Source organism: Mycobacterium sp. E2327 (assembly GCF_001672675.1).
Taxonomy (GTDB): Bacteria; Actinomycetota; Actinomycetes; order Mycobacteriales; family Mycobacteriaceae; genus Mycobacterium.
Window position 1 is genome coordinate 60757 of sequence record NZ_LZKE01000142.1, and the last position, 22460, is coordinate 83216.

23 protein-coding genes are annotated in these 22460 nt (G+C 66.8%); 12 read left to right on the forward strand and 11 right to left on the reverse strand.

The window, feature by feature from the left end; all coding sequences use genetic code 11:
• From A5712_RS17275 to A5712_RS17300, 6 genes are all read left to right on the forward strand, one after another.
• Complete coding sequence (locus A5712_RS17275) at positions 1 to 1245, forward strand: cytochrome P450 (RefSeq protein ID WP_068107427.1); 1245 nt, start codon at positions 1 to 3, stop codon at positions 1243 to 1245.
• 160 nt (positions 1246 to 1405) lie between these two features.
• Entirely contained in the window at positions 1406 to 2467 is a 1062-nt protein-coding gene (locus A5712_RS17280; RefSeq protein ID WP_197519422.1) for an amidohydrolase family protein, read from the forward strand.
• Positions 2467 to 3708 (forward strand): Xaa-Pro peptidase family protein, encoded by a 1242-nt coding sequence (locus tag A5712_RS17285; RefSeq protein ID WP_068107431.1) that lies wholly within the window; start codon positions 2467 to 2469, stop codon positions 3706 to 3708. The genes A5712_RS17280 and A5712_RS17285 overlap by 1 nt, the downstream gene beginning before the upstream one ends.
• The gene (locus A5712_RS17290; protein WP_068107434.1) at positions 3698 to 4816 is read left to right on the forward strand and encodes a Xaa-Pro peptidase family protein; all 1119 of its coding nucleotides are present in this window, start codon (positions 3698 to 3700) and stop codon (positions 4814 to 4816) included. Before A5712_RS17285 ends, A5712_RS17290 begins: the two co-directional genes overlap by 11 nt.
• A complete protein-coding gene (locus A5712_RS17295; protein WP_068107478.1) occupies positions 4813 to 7242 on the forward strand; it encodes a CaiB/BaiF CoA-transferase family protein in 2430 nt (809 codons plus the stop codon). The genes A5712_RS17290 and A5712_RS17295 overlap by 4 nt, the downstream gene beginning before the upstream one ends.
• Positions 7243 to 7301: 59 nt before the next feature.
• Positions 7302 to 7772, forward strand: coding sequence for a hypothetical protein (locus A5712_RS17300; protein ID WP_082973497.1), 471 nt, complete (start codon positions 7302 to 7304; stop codon positions 7770 to 7772).
• Here the strand turns inward: A5712_RS17300 and A5712_RS17305 are convergent.
• The 3 genes from A5712_RS17305 to A5712_RS17315 form a co-directional block, all read right to left on the reverse strand.
• The gene (locus A5712_RS17305; protein ID WP_068107438.1) at positions 7705 to 8541 is read right to left on the reverse strand and encodes an SDR family NAD(P)-dependent oxidoreductase; all 837 of its coding nucleotides are present in this window, start codon (positions 8539 to 8541) and stop codon (positions 7705 to 7707) included. The genes A5712_RS17300 and A5712_RS17305 overlap by 68 nt on opposite strands.
• 10 nt (positions 8542 to 8551) lie before the next feature.
• A complete protein-coding gene (locus A5712_RS17310) occupies positions 8552 to 9403 on the reverse strand; it encodes a mycofactocin-coupled SDR family oxidoreductase (RefSeq protein WP_068107440.1) in 852 nt (283 codons plus the stop codon).
• A gap of 179 nt (positions 9404 to 9582) precedes the next feature.
• Positions 9583 to 10233: a TetR/AcrR family transcriptional regulator gene (locus tag A5712_RS17315; RefSeq protein ID WP_068107442.1), complete on the reverse strand. Its 651-nt coding sequence runs from the start codon at positions 10231 to 10233 to the stop codon at positions 9583 to 9585.
• A 219-nt stretch (positions 10234 to 10452) separates the two neighbouring features.
• On the opposite strand from A5712_RS17315, the gene A5712_RS17320 reads away from it, so the two are divergent.
• Positions 10453 to 11628 (forward strand): acyl-CoA dehydrogenase family protein, encoded by a 1176-nt coding sequence (locus tag A5712_RS17320; RefSeq protein WP_068107444.1) that lies wholly within the window; start codon positions 10453 to 10455, stop codon positions 11626 to 11628.
• Here A5712_RS17320 and A5712_RS17325 read toward each other — a convergent pair.
• Entirely contained in the window at positions 11625 to 11888 is a 264-nt protein-coding gene (locus tag A5712_RS17325) for a DUF4190 domain-containing protein (protein ID WP_068107480.1), read from the reverse strand. The two genes, A5712_RS17320 and A5712_RS17325, sit on opposite strands and share 4 nt — an antisense overlap.
• A gap of 58 nt (positions 11889 to 11946) precedes the next feature.
• On the opposite strand from A5712_RS17325, the gene A5712_RS17330 reads away from it, so the two are divergent.
• Positions 11947 to 12420: a DinB family protein gene (locus A5712_RS17330; protein WP_068107446.1), complete on the forward strand. Its 474-nt coding sequence runs from the start codon at positions 11947 to 11949 to the stop codon at positions 12418 to 12420.
• A 1-nt stretch (position 12421) separates the two neighbouring features.
• Here A5712_RS17330 and A5712_RS17335 read toward each other — a convergent pair whose 3' ends face one another.
• The 7 genes from A5712_RS17335 to A5712_RS17365 are packed head-to-tail and all read right to left on the reverse strand — an operon-like array spanning position 12422 to position 18051.
• On the reverse strand, positions 12422 to 13168 hold the full coding sequence (locus A5712_RS17335; RefSeq protein ID WP_082973499.1) for an acyl-CoA dehydrogenase family protein: 747 nt from the start codon (positions 13166 to 13168) through the stop codon (positions 12422 to 12424).
• 51 nt (positions 13169 to 13219) lie between these two features.
• Positions 13220 to 14308, reverse strand: a complete 1089-nt coding sequence (locus A5712_RS17340) for an acyl-CoA dehydrogenase family protein (protein ID WP_068107449.1) — start codon at positions 14306 to 14308, stop codon at positions 13220 to 13222.
• Positions 14305 to 14727 carry a nuclear transport factor 2 family protein gene (locus tag A5712_RS17345; RefSeq protein ID WP_068107451.1) on the reverse strand — a complete coding sequence of 141 codons (423 nt, stop codon included), beginning with the start codon at positions 14725 to 14727 and terminating at the stop codon, positions 14305 to 14307. Before A5712_RS17345 ends, A5712_RS17340 begins: the two co-directional genes overlap by 4 nt.
• On the reverse strand, positions 14711 to 15925 hold the full coding sequence (locus A5712_RS17350) for an amidohydrolase family protein (RefSeq protein ID WP_068107454.1): 1215 nt from the start codon (positions 15923 to 15925) through the stop codon (positions 14711 to 14713). The genes A5712_RS17345 and A5712_RS17350 overlap by 17 nt, the downstream gene beginning before the upstream one ends.
• Positions 15926 to 15928: 3 nt before the next feature.
• The gene (locus tag A5712_RS17355; protein WP_068107455.1) at positions 15929 to 16252 is read right to left on the reverse strand and encodes a hypothetical protein; all 324 of its coding nucleotides are present in this window, start codon (positions 16250 to 16252) and stop codon (positions 15929 to 15931) included.
• The gene (locus tag A5712_RS17360; RefSeq protein ID WP_068107457.1) at positions 16236 to 17513 is read right to left on the reverse strand and encodes an aromatic ring-hydroxylating dioxygenase subunit alpha; all 1278 of its coding nucleotides are present in this window, start codon (positions 17511 to 17513) and stop codon (positions 16236 to 16238) included. Before A5712_RS17360 ends, A5712_RS17355 begins: the two co-directional genes overlap by 17 nt.
• Before the next feature lie 4 nt (positions 17514 to 17517).
• Positions 17518 to 18051 carry a carboxymuconolactone decarboxylase family protein gene (locus A5712_RS17365; RefSeq protein WP_068107459.1) on the reverse strand — a complete coding sequence of 178 codons (534 nt, stop codon included), beginning with the start codon at positions 18049 to 18051 and terminating at the stop codon, positions 17518 to 17520.
• A 282-nt stretch (positions 18052 to 18333) separates the two neighbouring features.
• Here A5712_RS17365 and A5712_RS17370 point away from each other — a divergent pair, with 282 nt between their 5' ends.
• The 4 genes from A5712_RS17370 to A5712_RS17385 all read left to right on the forward strand — a co-directional run.
• On the forward strand, positions 18334 to 19632 hold the full coding sequence (locus A5712_RS17370; RefSeq protein WP_068107460.1) for an amidohydrolase family protein: 1299 nt from the start codon (positions 18334 to 18336) through the stop codon (positions 19630 to 19632).
• A 113-nt stretch (positions 19633 to 19745) separates the two neighbouring features.
• On the forward strand, positions 19746 to 20912 hold the full coding sequence (locus A5712_RS17375) for an acyl-CoA dehydrogenase family protein (RefSeq protein ID WP_068107463.1): 1167 nt from the start codon (positions 19746 to 19748) through the stop codon (positions 20910 to 20912).
• A complete protein-coding gene (locus tag A5712_RS17380) occupies positions 20909 to 21724 on the forward strand; it encodes an enoyl-CoA hydratase/isomerase family protein (protein WP_068107464.1) in 816 nt (271 codons plus the stop codon). Before A5712_RS17375 ends, A5712_RS17380 begins: the two co-directional genes overlap by 4 nt.
• On the forward strand, positions 21717 to 22460 hold a 744-nt coding region (locus A5712_RS17385; protein ID WP_156766606.1), incomplete at its 3' end, for a thiolase family protein. The genes A5712_RS17380 and A5712_RS17385, both read left to right, overlap by 8 nt.

Here is a 22460-nt window from a genome sequence, read left to right on the forward strand (position 1 = left end):
ATGTCGGACACCCTGACGAGCACCGAGACCAAAGCGGATCGGCAGATCCCCGACTATCCGATGGCGCGCAATGCCACCTGCCCGTTCGCACCGCCGCCGGACGTCATGGCGCTCGCCGAGGCAACGCCGCTGTCCAGGGTTCGGATTTGGGACGGCAGCACGCCGTGGCTCATCACGGGCTACGACCAAGTGCGGGAACTGTTTTCCGACTCCCGGGTCAGCGTCGACGACCGGGCGCCCGGGTTTCCGCACTGGAACGCGGGCATGTTGGCCACGGTGCACAAGCGCCCGCGGTCGGTCTTCACGTCCGACGGCGAGGAGCACACCCGGTTCCGGCGCATGCTGTCAAAGCCCTTCACCTTCAAGCGGGTTGAGGGGTTGCGGCCCAACATCCAGCAGATCACCGACGACCACATCGACGCGATGCTGGCCGGACCCAAGCCCGCCGACATCGTCAGCGCCATCGCGTTGCCGGTCCCGTCACTGGTGATCAGCCAGATGCTCGGGGTGCCATACGAAGACGCGGAGATGTTTCAGCACCACGCCACCGTCGGCCTCGCGCGCTATGCGACGGGGGAGGACACCGCCAAAGGCGCGATGAGCCTCAACAAGTACCTGGCCCAGCTGGTCGAGGCCAAGATGGAAAACCCGGCAGAGGACGCGGTTTCCGACCTCGCCGAGCGGGTCAAGGCCGGCGAGCTGAGCGTGAAAGAGGCCGCCCAGCTGGGCACCGGGTTGCTGATCGCCGGGCACGAGACGACCGCCAACATGATCGGGCTCGGCGTGCTTGCGCTGCTGGAAAATCCCGACCAGTTGGCCGTCATCCGCGACGCCGATGACCCCAAGATCGTCGCCAATGCGGTCGAGGAGCTGTTGCGTTACCTCAGCATCATCCAGAACGGCCAGCGCCGGGTGGCGCTGGAAGACATCAGCATTGCCGGACAGGTCATCCGCGCCGGTGAAGGCATCATCATCGACCTCGCCCCGGCGAACTGGGATTCGCACGCCTTCACCGAGCCGGATCGCCTATATCTGCACCGGTCCGGGGCCGATCGCAATGTCGCGTTCGGTTATGGCAGGCACCAGTGCGTGGGACAACAGCTGGCCCGCGCCGAGCTGCAGATCGTCTACCGGACGTTGTTCCGCCGCATCCCCACTCTCGCGCTGGCGATCCCGTTCGAGCAGGTGCCGTTCAAGGAGGACCGGCTCGCCTACGGCGTGTACGAACTGCCGGTGACCTGGTGAAATCTTTTAGCAAGCAGCCCGAAGTGCCGATCCGAATGGAGAGTCAACGATGACGACACAGACCAGCGCCCCGTCGCTCTACCCGCCCCAAGGCTTTGGCGCACCGAAGGATCGCCGCGGGCACGCCGGCGGGGTCAACGTCGGCCTGCCGGAGGGCACCGTGGTGTTCTCCGCGGACAACCACATCTCCCTGGCCGACGACATCTTCTACCAACGCTTCCCCGACGAGTTCAAGGAGAAGGCCCCGCGAATCTGGTACGAGGACGGCGCCTACCAGGTCGGGCGGAAGGGACAATCATTCCTCCCCGGCGACTTCAGCGCGGTGCTCATGCAGTACGACGATCTGCCCGGGGCCGCGAGCACCAACATCGAGGCCCGGATCCAGGAGCTGCACGACGACGGCGTCGACAAGGAACTGGCATTCCCCAACGCGGTGCTCGCGCTGTTCCACTACCCGGACAAGCAACTCCGCGAACTCACGTTCCGCATCTACAACGAGTACATCGCCGAACTCCAGGAACGCTCGAGCGGCCACTTCTACGGCGCCGGCCTGATCAACTGGTGGGAGCCGAAGGGTACGCGGAAGACGCTGGACGAACTGAAGTCGTTGGGAATCAAGACATTCCTGATGCCGCTGAACCCCGGCAAGGACGACGACGGCAACCCCATCGACTACTCGAGCACGTCCATGCGCGCCGTCTGGGACGAGATCGAGGCCTCCGGCCTGCCGATCACCCATCACATCGGCGAAACCCCGCCGAAGAGCCCGTGCGAGTTCAACAGCGTCGTCGTCGGGATGATGATCAACATCGACGGATTCCGGGAGACGTTCTCCAAGTACATCTTCGGCGGCATCCTCGACGACCACCCGAGCCTGCGGATCGGTTGGTTCGAGGGCGGAATTTCATGGGTTCCCTGGGCCCTGCAAGACGCCGAGCACCTGGTGGCCTCCTATCAGCACATGTTCAACCGGCCGCTGGAGCACGACGTTCGCTACTACTGGGACAACCACATGAGCGCCTCGTTCATGGTGGACCCCCTGGGCCTGGAGCTGATCGACAAGATCGGCGTCGACAAGGTCATGTGGTCCAGCGACTACCCCCACAACGAAAGCACCTACGGCTACTCGGAGAAGTCACTGGCCGCGGTCGTCGAGGCCGTCGGACCGGAGAACGCGGCGCGGATCGTCAGCGGCAACATCACCAAATTCCTGGGCCTGTAATGACGACGTTCGCACAGTCGGGCGCCGGTCTGGTGCTCCCCGAAACTCCGGACCTGGGCCGGATGCGTCGCGAGACCGGCGCGCGGTTGCGCGCGGCCATGGCGGAACGCGGTGTCGACGCGATGGTCCTGTTGGGCAACAACGCGGTGGTATACGCCACCGGAACCAGTTGGCCGCTGGGTGATGCGGGCCTGTCCTACGTCGAGCGGCCGGTGGCCGTGGTGCTCGGCGACGACGAGTGGCCGCACCTGTTCCTGCCGTTCCGTGAGGGCGTCGCGCACGAGTCGGAGCTTCCGGCCGACCATCTGCACGGACCGGTCTACCTCGAATTCGACGAAGGTGTCGGCGATTTCGCTCGTCGATTGGCCGATCTGATACCGGCCGGGGCGGTTGTCGCGGTCGACGAGTGCACCGGCGCGATGTCACGTGCCGCGAAGTCGTTGTTTCCCAACGGCGGGCCCGCCGACGCGGCGCCCATCGTCAGCGCCGCGAAGGTGGTCAAAACCCCGGACGAACTGGCCTGCATCCGCACCGCCGTGCGGATCACCGACGAGGCGATGATCGACGTTCACAAGGCCCTTGCCCCCGGCGTCCGCCAGACCGACCTGTCCGCAAGCTTTTTGCGGCGGGCTTTCGAGTTGGGCGCCATGGCCAGCATGCTCGAGCCGATCTGGCAGGTGATGCCGCCGAGCAAGGCCGAAGGAGTCTGGACGACGCACGGCGACCTGGCGCTGCCGCTGCTGAGCACCGAGCGCGAACTAGCCGAGGGGGACGTCCTGTGGACCGACGTCAGCATCACCTACCACGGCTACTGCTCGGATTTCGGCCGCACCTGGATCGTCGGCCGTGAGCCGACGCCGCGCCAGCAGGCGCAATTCGAGCGGTGGCAGAACATCATGACGGCCGTCGAGGCCGTGGCTCGCGCCGGCGCCACCGCCGGCGATCTGGGCAGGGCCGCCATCGCGGCCAACGACGGTTCCCGGCCTTGGCTGCCGCATTTCTATCTCGGCCACGGGATCGGCGTCAACGCGGCCGAAATGCCGATGATCGGAACCGATCTCGGTCAGGAGTTCGACGACAACTTCGTTCTGCAGTCGGGAATGGTGCTGGTGCTCGAGCCGGTGGTCTGGGAGGACGGTACCGGCGGCTATCGCAGTGAAGAAGTCGTGGTGATCACCGAGGAAGGCTCGACTCGGTTGACCGACTACCCCTACGCCCCCTACGGCTCCCATGTCCGTTGACGTTCTGCCCGATGAGCGGGCGCTGCGAACGGGTCGCCGTCAGCGCGTCCTGGACCAGATGGCGGCACACGACCTCGATGTGCTGGTGTTGGGTCGTCAGGCCAATACCCGCTACGTCACCGGGACCCCGCAGCTGTGGGTCGCCGGCACCCGGCCATTCGGCCCGTCCTGCGTGCTGGTTCGCGAGACGGGCGCCATCCACTTGCTCAGCACGTGGGACGAGGGCGTCCCGGAGGACATTCCCCACGAGAACCTGTACGGCATCTCGTGGAACCCCGCCAACACCATGTCGGCGTTGCAACGCATCGACGGTGCGGCCACGGCGCGGCGCGTCGGAACCGACGCGCTCTCACCGGCTTTCGCTCAACTCTTGCCAACCGCATTTCCCAATGCCGAACTGGTCGACGGCGAGCTGGCGATGCGCGCCGCCCGGCGGGTCAAAACCGCCGAGGAGATCGTCGCGCTGCGGGACGCCTGTGCGGTGGCCGAGTCCGGCCTGGCCGCCGCGGTGGCCGAGTTGCACCCCGGCGTGCGCGAGCAGACATTGGCCGGCGTCATGCTGGAGGCCATGGCGGCCGGGGGCGTGAGCACGCCGTCCAATCAGGAATTCGCGTGGATCACCTCGCGCGACCACTCGTGGCGACGGGTCAGCGGCGACGGCCGCGTGAAAGACGGCGATCTGGTGGCGTTTTCGGCCGGCGTGCTGGCCGGCGGCTACATGGGCGAGGTCGGGCGCACCTGGCCGGCGGGGGACGTCGCTGGTGCCCCCGACCTGTATCGGCGCTGGGACGATCTGTGGGCGAGGCTGATCGACGCCTGCCGGGCCGGCGGCGCGGCCGCCGAATTGCTGGCGGCCTACGAGGCCTCCGGCGAACCGGCGCCCCCGATGCCGGTGGCCCGTGGCTTGGGCCTGGGCTTCGACCCGCCGGTTGTGTCGAAGCACCTGCCGCACACCGCGGCCGACGAACGACTCGAGCCGGGAATGGTTTTGGCCGTGACGGGCTACGTGTGGGAGCAGGGTGTCGGCGCGGTGTTCGGGCGCGAGGCGGTGTTGATCACCGCCGACGGGCCCGAGGTCCTGACCTCGAGCCCGTCATGGCGGGCATGATTGAGCAACCGAGGGCCGCATCCCCCTTGGCCGGCTGCACGGTGGTCGACCTCTCCACCGGAATAGCCGGCGCCTACTGCACGAAACTGCTCGCCGACGGCGGCGCCGACGTCGTCAAAGTCGAAGCACCGGAAGGCGATCCGCTGCGGCGGTGGTCGTCCTCGGGCGCGTCCATCGCGCCCGACACCGACGGGGCGCTGTTCACCTTCCTGTCCGGGTCGAAGCACAGTGTCGTCGCCGACCCCGCGGCCGGCGACGAGGTCGAGCTGGTCACCCGGTTGCTGGCCGCGGCGGACGCGGTGGTGTGGTCTCGGGGGTCGCGGGTGGCCGAACACCCGCGGTTCACGCCCGACGCGATCCATCGGGCGCACCCACACCTGATCGTCACGTCGATCACGCCGTTCGGCCTGCGGGGCCCCTGGCGAGACCGCGCGGCCACCGAATTCACGCTGCAGGCATGGTCGGGCGGGATCGTCGGGCTGGGCCGCGGGTTGCCCGAACGGGCACCCGTCTTCGTCGGCGGGCAGGTCGGGGAGTACATGGCCGGCGCGTACGCCAGCGCCGCGACCCTGGCGTCGCGATTGCGCCGCGAAGGCTCGGCGGGATCCGGCGAAATCATCGACCTGTCGATGCTGGAAACCCAGATCCTCTGTCTGACTTACTATCCGGTGACCTACTTCGAGATGCTCGGCCGGCCCTGGCGAGACGCGAGGCGCCTCACGGTGCCAGGCGTGGCGCAGGCAAAGGATGGCCTGGTCGACCTCGGCTGCGGGACCGCGCAGCAGTGGTTCGACCTGTGCGCGATGGTTGGCCACCCGGAGTGGATCGACGAGGAATCGCCGCTGACCATCACGGAGCAGGCCAACGTCCACGCCGAAGACATCTATGCCTGGGTCGAGGCCAACCTGGTCGACGAGATCCGCGAACTCGCGACGGCCTTCCGGATCCCCAACGCGCCCGTCGCCAACGGCGCCAACATCGAGTCGTTGGAGCACTTCGTCGAACGGGGTTCCTTCGTGCGCAACCCACGCGGCGACTTCGACCAGCCAAGCCACCCCTACCGGATGCGCCCCGCGACGCTACGCCGGCCGGCGGCCGCGCCGCGGTTGGGCGAGCACACCGCGCGGTACCGGGCCGCGGCCCTGAGCCCGCGACCCGCGCCGGCGACCTCCCGGTCGCCGAAGCCCCTGCCGTTCAGCGGACTTCGGGTCTTGGACATGACCACCTTCTGGGCCGGGCCCTGCTGCACTCACTTTCTGGCCATGCTCGGCGCCGAAGTCATCCACGTCGAGTCCGCCCGCCGGCCCGACGGCACCCGGCTCATCGCCGGAATACCGAGCACCGAACGGCAGTGGTGGGACAAGTCGCCGATCTTCGCGGCGCTGAACACCAACAAGAGGGGCCTGGCGCTGGACCTGCAGCGTCCGCAAGGCCGGGAGGTGCTTCTGCGCCTCATTGCGACATGCGACGTGATCGTGGAGAACTTCACCCCCCGGGTGCTGGACCAGATCGGGCTGGATTTCGCCGCGGTTCAAGCGGTTCGGGCCGACGCGGTGATGCTGCGCATGCCCGGGTTCGGGCTCGACGGGCCGTGGCGCGACAACCCGGCGTTCGCCTATGCCATCGAATCGGCGTCCGGCCTGAGCTGGCTCACCGGCTACCCCGAACGCCCGCCATACGAGCCGTATTCGATCGGTGACCCGAACGCCGGTGTGCACGCGCTCAACGCCCTCCTGCTGGCGCTGGAGCACAGGCGCCGGACCGGGCAGGGGGTTCTGGTCGAGGCCGCGATGGTCGATGCGGCGCTGAGCATTTCCGCCGAACAGGTCGTCGAGTACACCGCCTACGGGGCGCTGCTGCAGCGCGCCGGCAACCGCGGACCGACGGCGGCGCCGCAAAACCTTTACCGCAGTGCCGACATCGACGAATTCGGCCGGCCCGACTGCTGGGTCGCCATCGCGGTGCAAACCGACGACCAATGGGAACGCCTGTGCGCTACGCTCGGATCGCCTTCGTGGGCAACAGATCCCGAGCTGTCGACACACGCCGGGCGGCGCGCTTGCCAGGACCTGATCGATGAGCGGCTCGCCGCGTGGTGCGAGCCGCGCGGCAGCGACGAGATCGTCACCGTCCTGTGGGACGCCGGCGTGCCGGTGGCCAAGGTGATGCAGCCGCACCGCCAAACGGTGCTGCAGCAGCTTTCATTTCGCGACTTCTTCGAGGAGGTCGACGACCCGCTGAACGGCCGGGCCAGGCTCAGCACCGTGCCAATGAGGTTTTCCGGAGGGCCCGGGCGCTTCCACACGACTCCTGCGCCCACCCTCGGGCAACACAACCATGAGGTGCTCACCGCGCTGGGCCTGAACCCGGAGGAGATCGCGGACCTGGAAGCCGACGGAGTCATCGGCAGCGCACCCGCGATGTAGGCCGCTCGCCAATGTCCCGGCCGCCGTCACACTTCCGGCTGCCGCGGCGTCTGAAGGGTATGGACGCATTACTTCACCGAGGCGCATTGGTTCTGCTGGGCGCCGGCGGCGCCGTCACGGGCGGGTGGGCCTACGCGGCGCCGCGGCACTGGTATGACAACTTTCCCGGTTTCGGCATGAGCTGGCTCCCGCAACTCGGCCCGTACAACGAGCACTTCGTCAAGGACGTCGGGGCAATGTTTTTGGCGCTGACCGCGCTGACGGCGGTGACCTTTGTCCTGGTCGCCAACCAAACCCTGGTCCGGGTCACGGCGGTCGCCTGGCTCGTCTTCAACACGCTGCACTGCCTGTATCACCTGTCGATGCTGCAGATGTACAACACCCGGGACGCGACGCTGAACGGAATTCTGTTGCCGCTGCTCGTCGTAGCCGCCGCTGCGCTGTTCATTCCGGTGCGAACCGCTAGTGGGCCCAGCCCTCGGCGGCCTGCTCGTCAAAAGTGCGATCAATGCGGTCGAATCGACGCTTGACCGAGGCGCGCGCCGCCTCGTGTGGCAACACGTACAAACGATTGGCCAGGATCGCGTCGGCGGTGAGCCGCGCCACGTCGTCGACACCCAGCGTCTGGTCCTGCGCCGGCAGCGGCCCGAGCGAACCCGTCACGTCGGGCGTCGACGCCAGGCCGTAATCCGCGCCGCGGATTCGTTCCGAGTTGGACACCAACTTGGTTTCGACCACCATCGGGCACAGCACCGAAACGCCGATGCCGTTGTCCTTGACCTCGCGGGCCAGCGTTTCGGCCAGGGCCACCACGCCGTACTTCGCCACGCCGTACGCCCCGAGGCCCGCGTTGGGGACCAGTCCGGCGAACGACGCGGTAAACGCGATGTGGCCCCCGGTGCCCTGCTCGAGCAGTCTCGGCAGGAACGCTTCGACGGCGTGGATGGACCCCCACAGGTCGATGTCGATCACCCAGCGCCAGTCCTCGTGCGTCATCTGCGCGATGGGACCCGCGACCACGATGCCGGCGTTGCTGAAGAGGATGTCAACCTGGCCGAGCAGGCGAAAGGCTTCGTCCGCGAGGTGAACCATCTCCTCGAGATGCCGCACGTCGCACGTCACCCCGTGCGCGTCGAACCCCTCGCCGCGCAGGTGCGCGACCGCCTGTTCCAGCGCGGGCTGGTCGACGTCGGCGAGCACGAGCCGGGCCCCGCGGCGGGCAAACTCGGTGGCGGTAGCCAGGCCGATGCCACTCGCTCCACCGGTCACGACAGCGGCGCGTCCTTCAAATCCGTCCATAGGACGGACCCTATTTCAGACAGCTACCCGCATCGATCGGCAGGGTCACGCCGGTGACGTACCGGGACTCTTCGGAGGCGAAGAACAGCACCGCGTTGCTGATGTCGATCGGGTCCACCCACGGGACGGGCAGCGTGTGGAACATCTGACAGATCGGGGCCATGTCGTCGGGACCCGGATTCTCCAGGTCCGGCCGGAACATCCGCCACGTGCCCTCGTTCATGATCATCGGCGTGCTCACGTGCGTGGGGTGCACCGAGTTGACGCGAATCATGTGTTGCCCCAACTCGACTCCGAAGGCGCGCATGAGCCCCACCACGCCGTGCTTGGCGGCGACGTAGTGCCCGGTGTGCGGGTAAGCCTTGAGCCCGCCGACCGAGCTGGTCAGGACGATCGATCCGCCCCGACCGCCGGCCAGGATGTGCGGGACGCCGGCCTTCACCGTTTTCCACACCCCCGACAGGTTGACGTCGATCATCTCCGTCCAGTCCTCTTCGCTGGTTTTGTCCAGCGTCTCCCCGCCATTGCCGATGCCGGCGTTGGCGACGATGATGTCCAGCCGGCCCAGCTGCTCGACACCGCTGTCGACGGCGGCCTTGAGTGCGGCGTAGTCGCGCACGTCGACCTCGGCCGTGACGATCCGGCGGTTGTGCCCCTTGACGAGGTCGGCCGTCTCGGCCAGGTCCTCCGGCGTCGACGCCGGGATCGCGGAGCCCTCCACCTGGCCCTCGCGAATCGGCTTGCAGATGTCGACCGCGATGATGTCGGCGCCCTCCTGCGCCAACCGCACCGCGTGGCTGCGACCCTGACCGCGCGCCGCCCCGGTGATGAAGGCGACCTTGCCCTCGACACGTCCAGTCATTGCCACTACCTCGTTTCCTTTTGGCTCAGCGCAGAACAGCCGGCTCTCGCCTGGGTGCGCTCGCTGGCGTCAACGGCGGATCCGTTTCGGTGCATTCTGATTCTAGATATTAGAGAACATGGTTCTCCGCTGGCAATGGCGTGCGCTATGTGCTCGGCCCTACGGGGCAAATAGGCGTACTAGCCGACGAATCCGCGTGAGCAGAAGTCCCACACCTCGTCGGCGGTGATGGGATGGATCGTCGCGTCGTCGGAGCCGCCGCTGGATTGGGCGATGAACATGACGGTCTGCATGGTCATGGCGGCCATCCGCTTCGGGTTGACCTCGGCGCGCAGCTTGCCGGCGTCGGCGGCGGCCTCCATGAGCTCGGTCAGCAACGCCAGCAGCGGGGCGTGGGCGACCTTGACCTCGGCAGGATGCGTCACCAACAAACGGGGCGCAAAGTCGGTGAACAGCGGCCGCTTGGCCGTCGGGTCGGGGCGGGATGCCTCGTAGAGCAGCTCGACGGCGACTTTGAGGCGCTCCAGCGCGTCGCTCTGGCTTTCGGTGGCGGCGCGGATCTGGTCGGCGGACCGGCTCAGGGCGTCTTCGAACAGGGCGAGCAGAAGCTCGTGCTTGCCGTCGAACTGCAGGTAGAAGCTCCGCAACGACTGCCGGGACCGGTCGACGACCTCCTGGACGGTAAAGTCGGTGCTGCCCTTCTCGATGATGATCGCCTGTGCCGCGTCGAGGAACCGCTGAACTCGCTGTGCCGCACGCAATTTCGCGGTCTTGATCGACCGTTCGACGGCGCGCTGCTTCCAGGCCGGCTCTTCGCTCGGGCTTGTCACGGTCGGCTCAGAGGATTGCCGCGTGGGGAGAACATGATTGGACTCTACCGGAGAACGCCGTGCCATCGGTGCGCTCAACCCCCTATGGACGCCGTGTCGGAGATTGTAACTTTCTCACGACGAGAATAGTATTCTCTTAGACGTGTGTAGGGAAGCGTAATCGCAAGAGCGAACCACGCCGTCCCCGAGAATCCGGAAACCGCCTTTCGCAGGAGTGCTGTGCAACTGAGCTTTGATGCCGACGTCGAGGCGTTCCGCGCCGAGTTCGTGGCCTTCCTGGACGAGCATCTTCCCTCCGACGCCGAGGCGATCGAGCGACCCCGGTCGAGTTCACACGTCCCGGAGTGGGCCCGGCGTTGGCAGCGGCTGCTCTTCGACAGCGGATGGCTGCTGCCCGGCAATCCGCCGGAATTCGGTGGGCGCAACGCCACGCTTTTGCAGCAATACGTGTACTTGGAGGAATTGGGCCGTCGGCGCATCTATCAAAGTTTCAATCCGCAGGGCGTGGGCATCATCGCGGCGTCGGTGCTGTCCTTTGGCACCCCGGAGCAGAAGCGGCGATGGGCGGTGCCGATTCTGCGGGCGGAGATCACCGCGTCGCTGGGGATGAGCGAACCGGGCGCGGGTTCGGACCTGGCGTCGCTGAAAACGCGGGCGGTGCTTGACGGCGACCACTTCGTGGTCAACGGGCAGAAGGTGTGGACGTCGGGCGCTCACGACGCCGACGTGCTGTTGACGTTCGTGCGCACCGATCCGGGCAAGCCGAAACACAAGGGCATCAGCGCGCTGATGATCCCGACCGACACCCCGGGCGTGGTGCGCCGCCCGTTCGCGTCGATGTGCGACGGCGGCGAAATCGACTTCAACGAGGTGTTTTTCACCGACGCGCGGGTGCCGGCCGAGAATCTCGTCGGCAAGCTCGATGAGGGCTGGCGGGTGGCAACCGGTTCGCTCGGGCACGAACGGATCATGCTGTGGATGGGGTATGTCGACCTGTTGCACGAGCTGACCGTGGATTTCAGTCCGTCCGGAGTGCTGGAGCGCGACCGCTACGCCACCCTGGTGATGGATTCCTACGCGCTGCGGCTGCTGGGGTCGGCGGCCCTGGCGCGCGCCGCCCGCGGGGAGGAGGACGTGCCGGCCCAGTCGGTGCTCAAGCTGCTCGGTTCGGAGGCGCTGCAGCGCGCCTCCGAGGACGCGCTGAACTCCGCGGGCGCCGAGGGCCTCGTCTACCACGCGGTGACCGCCCCGTTCGCGCCGCTGAACCTCGACAGCCACTACCGCAGCTGGTTCGACCGCTACGCGCGCAGCTTCGCCGCGACCATCGCCGGCGGCACCTCCGAAATTCAGCGCAACATCATCGCCGAGCGGGTGCTAGGCCTGCCCCGCAACTAGCGGGCGTCCAACCAGGCGTAGTAACCGATTGCCGCCAGCCCCGCGGCGATCGAGATAGCCCCTAACACCATGCCCGCCAAGGCGATTCGGGGATTGTTGGCCTCGCCGCGCTGCACTCGTCGGCGGGCGACGTCGCCGGTTATCACCGCCGCTATGCCGAAGGGCACCCCGATGAGCAGCCAGCAGGTGAGGAGCGCGACGATGCCCACGAGCAGCGAGGCGACGCCGACCTCGTTCCGGGGCACATCGGGCCGACTCACGTTTCCCATGTTAGACACGCGCCGATGCGCAACAAAGCCGTGCGGGACAATATGCGGCATGGCCGACCAGAAGCCACCCCGATCGTTTGGCGACGAGCGCGAAGTGTTGACGACGTTGCTGCAGTACCAACGGGAATCGTTGGCGCGCAAGATCGTCGGCATCGATGACGCCGCAGCACGCCAATCGGCGGTGAGCAGCGGGACCACGCTGTTGTGGCTCGTCCGCCACCTGGCCGGTGCCGAACGGCTATGGGTTATTCATCGGTTCGCTGGGGGCGAGGAGCCCGCGGGGGTGCCGGCGCCGTCGCACGACAGCGTCGATGCGGCGCTGAACGCCTATCGTCGGACCTGGTCGGATGTCGACGCGATCATCGCCGCGACCCCCAACCTCGACCAGGTCAGTGTCATTGCCGACAACAGCGGCCACGTCACGCTGCGTTGGATCCTTGCTCACCTCCTCGAGGAGACCGCTCGCCACGCCGGCCACGCCGACATCCTCCGCGAGCTGATCGACGGTGTGACGGGTCGGTAGGTTACAGCTGCGCCAGCCGCGGCGCGAAGCCCTTGGCCCGCAACGTCGTCCCGGCCTCCCGGGTCAACTCCCGCGCGCTGCCCAGCAGCCCGTCCAGGACCAGCGCCCGCTTGACGTGGTGGTGCAGCTGGTGCTCGGCGGTGAAGCCGATGCCGCCCAGTACCTGTTGGCAGTGGCGAGCGGCGGTGAGCGCCGCCTGACCGGCCGCGGCCTTGGCCAGCAGGGAAGCCAGGCCGTCGGCGTCATCCGGCTGGGCGGCGGCATGCAGGGTCGCCTCGGCGCCCTCGATCGCGACGAGCGTTTCGGCCAACCGGTGCCGGATCGCCTGAAACGAGCTGATGCGCCGACCGAACTGAACGCGGTCCACGGCATGCTGGCGCGCCAGCGACAGCATCGCCCGGCTGCTGCCGACCAGCCACCAGCCCACCGCTCGCCTTCCCGCGGCCAGCGGGACCGGATCGCCCTGCGGCACATGGCGTATCGGCAGCCCGTCCAGTGTGGGGGTGGCCTGGTCGTCGCGCTCCCACACCACCCAGGCCCCCCCGGCGAACGGCAGGGGCACGGTTCCGCGGTCCCCGCGTCCGGTGGCTCGCAGCACCACATCGTTGAGCACCGGAGCGTGCGCGCCGGTCTCGCCGAGCAGCCGGAACACCAAAGGTATTGCGACGTCTGGTATCTCATCGAGCATCTCGTGCCAGCCGAGATCTGACAGCGCCGCGTCGAGCTTGGCCCCACTCGCGGCGGTCATGGTGGTGCGCAGGGAGTCGGCCAGCAGCTGCAGCGCCTCGGCGTCCACGATTCACTCCTTCCCGAGGTCGAGCAGCCGGCGGGCGATGATGTTGCGCTGGATCTCGGCGGTTCCGCCATAGATGGTGGCCGCTCGCGAGTACAGGTACTCCGAGCGCCACGGCGTGTCATCGAGCTCCAGCGTCCCGGGCAACAGGTCGCGCACGGTGTCGTAGAGGCGTTGCTCGGCGGTGGCCAGCAGCACCTTGTCGATGGAGGTGTCCGGTCCCAGTCGTGCGCCGTCGCGCAACCGGTGCTGGGTGTCGCGGGATCGGCAGCGCAGCGTGTGCAGCGCCAGATAGGCCGAGCCCAGGGCGGATTCGTCGGGTTCCCGCGCTTCGGCAATGAGCTCGTCGAAGCGCGAGTAGAGGTAGGCGATCCGCTGCCAGAAGCAGGCGGAGCGCTCGTAGGGCAGCAGGTCCATCGCGAGCTGCCAGCCGTCTCCGGGTCGGCCGAGCATCCGGCTCGCCGGGATCACCACGTCGTCGTAGTAGACCTCGCAGAATTCGTCGACGCCGTGCATCGTGCGTAGCGGCCGGATGGTGATGCCCGGTGTGTCGAGGTCGACGAAGAAGGCGGTGATTCCGTCGTGACCCGGCGCGGTGCGGGTGAGCAGGACGCAGCGGGTGGAGAATTGCGCGAAGCTGGTCCAGACCTTCTGGCCGTTGACGATCCAGTTGTCGCCGTCCGGGGTGGCGCGGGTGGTCAGCGACGCCAGGTCGCTGCCGGACCCAGGCTCGGAAAAGCCTTGGCACCAATGCTCGCGGCCGCTCAGCAGCCGCGGCACCATTTCCGCGGCGAGTTCGGCGGGCGCGTAATCGATCATCGTGGGGGCGAGCACTTCCAGCATCGAGTACGGGCCGGGCTCGGCCAGTCGCCGGCCCACCACTTCCTCGCCGACGATCGCGCGAAGCACCGCGGGCCCACCCAGGCCGCCGACCTCGACGGGCCAGCCATAGCGCATCCAGTCGGCGTCGTACAACGCACGGCTGACTCGGGCGAATTGCTGCATATGGCCCCGCAGCGAGTGATCGGGTCCCGGGGTCAGATCATTGTCGTCGAGCCACGCGCACAGGCCCGCCCGGAACTCCTCGACATTCACGGCTGCGGACGGCCGACGGCGTGCGGGCGCCCGGAGTCGTGCACGCCGCTGCGCCGGATGAACGTCATCGCCCTTGTCTTCAGCCGCCACCCGTCGGCGGTGCGGGCGTAGGTGTCGCGGTAGTAGCCGATCCTCATGTCATGGGTGGCGTGTTCGATGAAGCACAGCGGCTGCGTGCCGCTGGCCGAATCGCCGTCGATGTCCTCGACCAGGGCGGTTCCGGTGAGAAACAAGCCCTTTGGCGCCGCGGCGACCAGTTCGGGGAACCTGTCCAGCCGATAGGTGTCGCCGAACGCGCTGTAGGTTCCGTCCGGGGTGAAGACGCCGATGAGTCCCTCGATGTCGCCCTGGGTGATGGTCACCGCGTAGCGGGCGAGCAGCTGCTGAATCTCGACCAGATCGTCAGTTCTGGTTGGCATAGACCTTGCCGCCTTTCATGACGAAGCTGACGTGCCGGGTAACGGTGATGTCTTCCAACGGGTTTCCGGGTACGGCGATGATATCGGCGAGCTGGCCCTGCGCCAGCCGGCCCCGGTCGGTCGAGTTGATCAGCTCGGCCGCGGTCACCGTGGCCGCGCGCAGCACCGCCAGCGGCGGCAGGCCCCATTCCACCAGGGTGACAAGCTCATCGGCGTTCTTGCCGTGCGGTATCGCGGGGGCGTCGGTGCCGACGGCGATCTTCACACCGGCCTGGTGGGCGGCCAGGATCGAGGTGCGTGACCTCGGGAACATCTCCGCGGCCTTGGCCTGCAGCTCGGGCGGGGCGTGCGAGACGTCCATGCCCTCCGCCAGGCGCCGGGTGGACACCAGGAACGTGCCATGCTCGACCATGGTCGCGATCGCCTCGTCGTCGATCAGGAAGCCGTGCTCGATGCAGTCGATGCCGGCCGCGACGGCATGCTTGACCGCGTCCGCCCCGTGCGTGTGCGCGGCGACGCGCAGCCCGCGCCGGTGCGCCTCGTCGACGATAGCGCACAGCTCCTCGTCCGAATAATGTTGAGCGCCAGGCGGTCCCGTCAGCGACATCACTCCGCCCGAGCAACAGACCTTGATCAGCTCGGCGCCGTGCTTGATCTGGTAGCGCACCGCCCTACGGATTTCGTCGATCCCGTTGGCGATGCCCTCTTCGACGGTCAGATCGAGCACGTGGGGGGCGAAGGCGGCGAACATCGTCGGATCCAAGTGGCCGCCGGTCGGGGTGATGGCGTGGCCGGCCGGGACCACCCTCGGCCCCTCGATCCAGCCCGCGTCGATGGCCTTGCCCAGCGCGACGTCGAGCAGGTAACCGCCGGTCTTGACGAACAACCCGAGGTTTCGCACCGTGGTGAAGCCGGCGCGCAAGGTGCGGCGGGCGTTGCCGACCGCGCGCAGCACCCGGGTCGGCGGGTCGTCCTGAACCTGGGACAGGCCGGGTTTCTCCCCGCGGCCGCCCATGAGCAGGTTGACCTCCATGTCCATCAGCCCGGGCAGCAGGATCCGGTCGCCGAGGTCGATGAGCTCACCCTCGGGCTCACCGCCCACGCCGGCGATCCGGTCACCCTCGATCCGGACGACGCCGGGGGAGACGACCTCGCCGGCGTCGACGTCAAGCAGCCCGGCGGCCTTGAGCGTCAACACCGGTTAGATCACCGGTTCCCGGATGCACTCCACCCAGGCCGCGCCGCTGTCGGGCACCCGCGGCTGCTTCCATGCCTCGATCGGAAACGACACCATCACGAGCGACTGCATGATGTGCATGAGACTTTTTGCGTCGTCGGGCAGATCGTCCAGTGAGAAGTTGTCGCAGTAGGCGATGGCGTCGTTGAGGCGCGGGAAGGCGACATCGTAGAACGCCTGCATCTCGGGCATCGTCGACGCCAGCCGCTTGGCGTAGCGTTCCGGCTCGGTGGCCAGATCCCAGTCCAGATAGGGCTCCAGGTCGGCGAATTCAGACGGTAACGCCATTGCGCTGGTACTCCTTTACAAAGTCGCCGGTCGTCTTGTGCAGATGACGGATCAGGACTTCCTGGTCGCACAGCAGGAATTCCTTGACGGCCCGGGTGCCGATCATGGTCTGGGTCGCCTCCAGGGTGTTGGCGTCCTGCAGCGCGTACTCCTTGAAGGTTACGGCGGCCAGCTCCTGGGCGAGGCGTTCCCGCGCGTTGCGCGGCGGGACGAAATACAACGTGCACTCGAAGGTGTGCTTGTCGACGGCCGTCGGCCAATAGTGGTAGGTCAAAAACCAGCCCGGCTCCCAGATCAGCAGCATGAAGTTCGGGTAGAAGAGCCACGAGTCGATGCCCCACTGCGGCACTCGCTTCACGTTGACACCCGGTGGCAGCTCGAGGTTCTCGATGATCTCCGGCTTGTCCCAGGGGCCGAACAAACCGCTGCGCAACACCTGGTCCATCGGCTTGACCATCGACATGTCCGGCGGCGGCGCCTGACCACCCCAGGTCGATTGCAGGTTGTGCGGGCCGGCCAACTCGTAGTGCAGCGCCTCGTAGCCGTACTTCTGGATCTTGGCGGCTTCTTCCTTGGTGTACTGCCCCTGGTGCAGGATCGGCGCGTGGTAGAACTCGACAAACGCGTCGATGAACAGCTTCCAGTTGCTGCCGACCTCGGCCCGATACGAGTAGGTCTCGGTCATCTCGCCAAAGGGGTAGCCCTCGATGCTCTTGGCCAGCGGCCCGAGGTAGTCGGTGAGCGGCGCGGCGTTGTCGTCGAAGTTGATGAAGATGAAGCCTTCCCACACCTCGCACCGGACGGGCGCCAGGCCGTATTGGCTCTTGTCGAGGCCGAAGAACTCGTCTTCCTGTTGGACGAACGCCAGGTCGCCGTCAAGGCTGTAGCGCCAGGCGTGGTATTTGCAGGTGAACTGCCGGCACGTGCCCGACGTCTCCTCGCGCGGAAAGTCGTTCCACACCAGCTTGTTTCCGCGGTGCCGGCAGACGTTGTGGTACGCCTTGACGGCTCCGTCCTTGGTCTTGACGATGATCACCGACGTGCCCTTGCCCACCGAGGGCAGCTCTCTGGTGAAGTAGCTGCCGGTGCGCGGCAACCGCTCCACACGGCCGACGTTGAGCCAGGTCCTCTTGAAGACCGCGTCACGTTCGGCCTCGAAGAACGCCGGATCGATGGAATCGGTGTAATCGACCGGCGCGGTACCGAGCTCTGGGTAGTTTTCTGTCCAGCTTCCGGCAGCTGGTTTCGGGAAGTGGGGCAAGGCTTTAACCTTTCTCGTTCTCGAGCTGGACGCCAAAAGTGTTGATGGCCATCGCGAGCGCGATGTAGCCGCCGACGGTGAAGACGAAGTCCATGCGCTGACGTTCGTCGAGCCGCTCGCTGAGGCTGGCCCACGTCTGGTCCGAGACGTTTGACTTCTCGTCGAGTTCGTCCACGGCGGCGAAGACGGCGCGATCGAAGTCGTCGTCCGTCTCGCCGGTCTTGGCGGCGGCGATCTCCGCTTCGGACAGTCCGACCTTCTTCGCGATGTCCACGTGGTGGGACCACTCGTAGGCGCAGTCGCACCGATGGGCGACTCGCAGGATGGCTTGCTCGCGGATGCGCGCGGGTAGGGAGGAATCGAGCAGCAGGTACCCGCCGAACCGCAGATACGCCCGGGCGAGCTTCGGGTGGCGCGCCAGCGTCGACATGAGCGTGCCGGCGTCCCGGGGGTTTCGCCGTTCCGGGGGCAGCATGCCGGAAAGCGACTGCTCGACGGCCTCGTCCCACTGGTCCGCGGGCAGCGGCGGCAGGCGCATGCGCGCGTCTCCTCTCGGCGCTCTCGCAGGTAACTCTCGATCCAGGAGAATTACATTCTCATTTCTAACCAATAGAGTTGCATGATTCAGTCGGTTGGTCAATGCCGACGGCCCCGATCCGCGCTGGCCGGGCCCCGCGAGGGTTGCTGGATGTTGATTCTCGCTTCGCGAGAAGATAGTTTTCAAAATAGTGATCTTGGCGCCGGGCGATCATTCGCCGATGCTGTGCGGGAGCGGCGCGTCCGAATCGCTCAGCTGGATCAGACTTGGAGAGGACTGGCCATGAACAAAGAAGACATGATCCTGATCAGCGTTGACGACCACACCGTCGAGCCGCCGGACATGTTCAAGAACCACCTGGCGAAAAAGTACATCGACGACGCGCCCCGGTTGGTCCACAACCCCGACGGCTCCGACATGTGGAAGTTTCGCGACACGGTGATCCCGAACGTGGCGCTCAACGCGGTCGCCGGCCGGCCCAAGGAGGAGTACGGCATCGAGCCAACCGGGCTCGATGAGATCCGGCCGGGTTGTTACAACGTGGATGAGCGGATCAAGGACATGAACGCCGGCGGCATCCTGGCCTCGATCTGCTTCCCGTCGTTTCCCGGTTTCGCCGGGCGGCTGTTCGTCACCGAGGATCACGACTTCTCTATCTCGCTGGTACAGGCGTACAACGACTGGCACATCGATGAGTGGTGCGGGGCGTATCCCGCGCGGTTCATCCCGATGGCCATCCCGGTGATCTGGGATGCCGAGGCGTGCGCCGCCGAGGTGCGCCGGGTGTCGAAGAAAGGCGTGCATGCGCTGACCTTCACCGAAAACCCGGCGGCGATGGGCTACCCCAGCTTCCACGATGAGTACTGGAACCCGCTGTGGAAGGCGTTGTGCGACACCAACACCGTGATGAACGTGCACATCGGTTCTTCGGGCCGGCTCGCGATCACGGCACCCGACGCGCCGATGGATGTGATGATCACGCTGCAGCCGATGAACATCGTGCAGGCCGCCGCGGACCTGCTGTGGTCGCGGCCGATCAAGGAGTACCCCGACCTGAAGATCGCGCTCTCCGAGGGCGGCACCGGGTGGATCCCCTACTTCCTGGAGCGGGCGGACCGCACGTTCGAAATGCATTCCGCGTGGACCCACCAGAACTTCGGCGGCAAGCTGCCCAGCGACGTCTTCCGCGAGCACTTCCTGACCTGCTTCATCAGCGACAAGGTGGGTGTCGCGCTGCGCAACATGATCGGTATCGACAACATCGCGTGGGAGGCCGACTACCCGCACAGTGACTCCATGTGGCCGGGTGCGCCCGAAGAACTGTGGGACGTGTTGTCCCTCAACAACGTTCCCGACGACGAGATCAACAAGATGGCCTACGAGAACGCCATGCGTTGGTACTCGTTCGACCCGTTCACTCACATTTCGCGCGAACAGGCGACGGTCGGCGCACTTCGCAAGGCCGCCGAGGGCCACGACGTGTCCATCAGGGCGAAGGGCCACGACAAAGATTCCCGAGGCGGCTCGTCCTTCGCGGATTTCGCGGCCAACGCGAAAGCCCTCACCGGCAACACGGACTAAGGGGCCAGGCGCCGTCCCACGAGCAGACGCAAAATCGCATTGTCTGGGCCGTAATTGTGCGACTTTGCGTCTGCTCGCGATGAAAAGGAGACCCAGAAGTGCCCGGCGGTGGAATGAATTTCGAGCTGACCGATGACCAGGAGCTGATCCGCCGGTCGGTCGCCGAGCTGGCCCGGAAGTTCGACGACCAGTACTGGATGGAAAAGGACCAGGCGCACGAGTTTCCGACCGAGTTCTACCGGGCCATAGCCGATGGCGGCTGGCTCGGCATGACGATTCCGACCGAGTACGGCGGCCACGGACTGGGGATCACCGAGGCCACCATCCTGCTCGAGGAGGTCGCCAAATCCGGCGGCGCCATGAATGCGGCGAGCTCGATCCACCTGTCGATCTTCGGCATGCAACCGGTGGTGGTGCACGGTTCCGACGAACTCAAGGCGCGCACGCTGCCCAAGGTTGCGACGGGCGAGGTGCACGTCTGCTTCGGCGTGACCGAACCCGGTGCGGGGCTGGACACCTCGCGTATCACCACCTTCGCCAAACGCGACGGCGACCGCTACATCGTCAACGGCCGCAAGGTGTGGATCTCGAAGGCCATGGAGTCCGACAAGATCCTGCTGCTGACCCGGACTCAGAGCTATGACGAGGTCGCCAAGAAGACCGACGGGATGACGCTGTTCATCACCGATCTCGATCGCAGCCGGGTCGACATCCGCCCCATCCGCAAGATGGGCCGCAACGCCGTCAGCTCCAACGAGTTGTTCATCGACAATCTCGAAGTGCCCGTCGAGGACCGAATCGGCGAGGAGGGCAAGGGTTTCCAGTACATCCTGGACGGCCTGAATCCCGAACGGATGCTGATCGCCGCCGAGGCGCTCGGCATCGGACGGGTGGCGCTGGATAAGGCGGTGAAGTACGGCAACGAGCGCGAGGTCTTCGGCCGGCCCATCGGCATGAACCAGGGCCTGCAGTTCCCGCTCGCCGATTCGCTGGCCCGCCTCGACGCGGCCGAGTTGATGCTGCGCAAGGCGACCTGGCTCTACGACAACGGCAAACCCTGTGGGCGCGAGGCGAATACCGCCAAATACCTGTGCGCGGACGCCGGCTTCACCGCCGCGGACCGGGCGTTGCAGACCCACGGCGGCATGGGATACGCGGAGGAGTACCACATCACGCGCTACTTCCGCGAGGCTCGGCTGATGAAGATCGCGCCGGTCAGCCAGGAGATGATTTTGAATTTCCTGGGCTCCAACGTCCTGAAATTGCCGAGGAGCTATTGACCACGCCCGACGATCCCGCGCTGCTCGTCGACGACCGCGGCGGCGTGCGGACTTTGACCCTCAACCGTCCGCGCCGAAAGAACGCGATCAATCCCGCGCTGTGGATCGCGCTGCGGGACGCCCTCGACGAGGCCGGGCGCGACCGCGGCGTGCGTGCGCTGGTCATCACCGGTGCCGGCGGCAGCTTCTGCTCGGGCGCCGACATCTCGGTGCCCGACGACGTTCATCCGAAATACAAGCTGCAGCGCCTGACGGACGTGGCCCTGGCCTTGCACGAGCTTCCGATTCCCACCATCGCCAAGGTGACGGGCGTCGCGGTGGGGGCCGGATGGAACCTGGCGCTGGGCTGCGATCTGGTGGTCGCGACACCGGAATCCACCTTCTGCCAGATCTTTTCCAAGCGGGGCCTCTCCATCGACCTGGGCGGTTCCTGGCTGCTGCCGAAACTCGTTGGCCTGCAGCAGGCCAAGCGGCTCGCGCTGCTCGCGGAGACCATCGACGCGGCCGAGGCCCAGGCCCTCAACCTGGTCACCTGGGTGGTGTCCGCCACCGAGATCGACGCCTTCGTCCGGGATCTCGCCGACCGGCTCGCGTCCGGTCCGCCGTTCGCGCTCGCACAAACGAAGGCGCTGCTGAACGAAGGCGCCGATCGCACGATGCGCGACGCGCTGGCCAACGAGGCGCGCGCGCAAATAGGCAACTTCGCGACGGCGGATGCGGCGGACGCGTATGCCGCCTTCGCCGAACGACGCGAGCCGTCGTTTACTGGTCGGTGGGCGTTGTCGAAAACTGATGGAGAACAAGATGCGTGAGACGGTCATCGTCGAGGCGGTACGGACGGCGGTAGGAAAGCGCAATGGGGGCCTGTCCGGCGTGCATCCCGCGGACCTGTCCGCGGTCGTCCTCAACGAGTTGCTGGAACGCGCCGGCGTGGGGCCGGAGATCGTCGACGACGTGATCTGGGGATGCGTGTCCCAGGTCGGCGACCAGTCCAGCAACATCGGGCGTTACTCGGTCCTGGCCGCCGGCTGGCCGGAAACCATCCCTGGCACCACGGTCAACCGGGCGTGCGGTTCCAGCCAGCAGGCCCTCGATTTCGCCGTGCAGGCGGTGATGTCGGGTCAGCAGGACGTCGTCGTGGCCGGCGGCGTGGAGGTGATGAGCCGCGTTCCGCTGGGCGCGGCCCGCGCGACGGGGATGCCATACGGCCCGAAAGTCCTTGAGCGCTATGACGATTTCTCCTTCAATCAGGGCCTGTCTGCGGAGATGATCGCCAAGAAGTGGGGATTTTCGCGCGCCCAGCTGGACGAGTACTCGGTCCAGTCGCACGAGCGGGCGGCCGCCGCCCAAGACAGCGGGGCCTTCACCGACCAGATCGTGCCCGTCTTCACCGATGACGCAACCGTCGTCGCCGACGAGGGGGTGCGCCGCGGCACCACCGTCGAGAAACTGGCCGCGCTCAAGCCGGCGTTCGTCGGCGACGGCGTCATCCATGCGGGCAATTCCTCGCAGATCTCCGACGGGGCGGCGGCGCTGCTGGTGACCACG

What these genes read in the sequence shown, in the direction of transcription:
- A5712_RS17275 (WP_068107427.1), top strand. Translation starts at nt 1, where the DNA reads ATGTCGGACACCCTGACGAGCACCGAGACCAAAGCGGATCGGCAGATC.
- A5712_RS17285 (WP_068107431.1), top strand. Translation starts at nt 2,467, where the DNA reads ATGACGACGTTCGCACAGTCGGGCGCCGGTCTGGTGCTCCCCGAAACT.
- A5712_RS17290 (WP_068107434.1), top strand. Translation starts at nt 3,698, where the DNA reads ATGTCCGTTGACGTTCTGCCCGATGAGCGGGCGCTGCGAACGGGTCGC.
- A5712_RS17295 (WP_068107478.1), top strand. Translation starts at nt 4,813, where the DNA reads ATGATTGAGCAACCGAGGGCCGCATCCCCCTTGGCCGGCTGCACGGTG.
- A5712_RS17300 (WP_082973497.1), top strand. Translation starts at nt 7,302, where the DNA reads ATGGACGCATTACTTCACCGAGGCGCATTGGTTCTGCTGGGCGCCGGC.
- A5712_RS17305 (WP_068107438.1), bottom strand. Translation starts at nt 8,541, where the DNA reads ATGGACGGATTTGAAGGACGCGCCGCTGTCGTGACCGGTGGAGCGAGT.
- A5712_RS17310 (WP_068107440.1), bottom strand. Translation starts at nt 9,403, where the DNA reads ATGACTGGACGTGTCGAGGGCAAGGTCGCCTTCATCACCGGGGCGGCG.
- A5712_RS17330 (WP_068107446.1), top strand. Translation starts at nt 11,947, where the DNA reads ATGGCCGACCAGAAGCCACCCCGATCGTTTGGCGACGAGCGCGAAGTG.
- A5712_RS17335 (WP_082973499.1), bottom strand. Translation starts at nt 13,168, where the DNA reads ATGACCGCCGCGAGTGGGGCCAAGCTCGACGCGGCGCTGTCAGATCTC.
- A5712_RS17345 (WP_068107451.1), bottom strand. Translation starts at nt 14,727, where the DNA reads ATGCCAACCAGAACTGACGATCTGGTCGAGATTCAGCAGCTGCTCGCC.
- A5712_RS17355 (WP_068107455.1), bottom strand. Translation starts at nt 16,252, where the DNA reads ATGGCGTTACCGTCTGAATTCGCCGACCTGGAGCCCTATCTGGACTGG.
- A5712_RS17365 (WP_068107459.1), bottom strand. Translation starts at nt 18,051, where the DNA reads ATGCGCCTGCCGCCGCTGCCCGCGGACCAGTGGGACGAGGCCGTCGAG.
- A5712_RS17370 (WP_068107460.1), top strand. Translation starts at nt 18,334, where the DNA reads ATGAACAAAGAAGACATGATCCTGATCAGCGTTGACGACCACACCGTC.
- A5712_RS17375 (WP_068107463.1), top strand. Translation starts at nt 19,746, where the DNA reads ATGAATTTCGAGCTGACCGATGACCAGGAGCTGATCCGCCGGTCGGTC.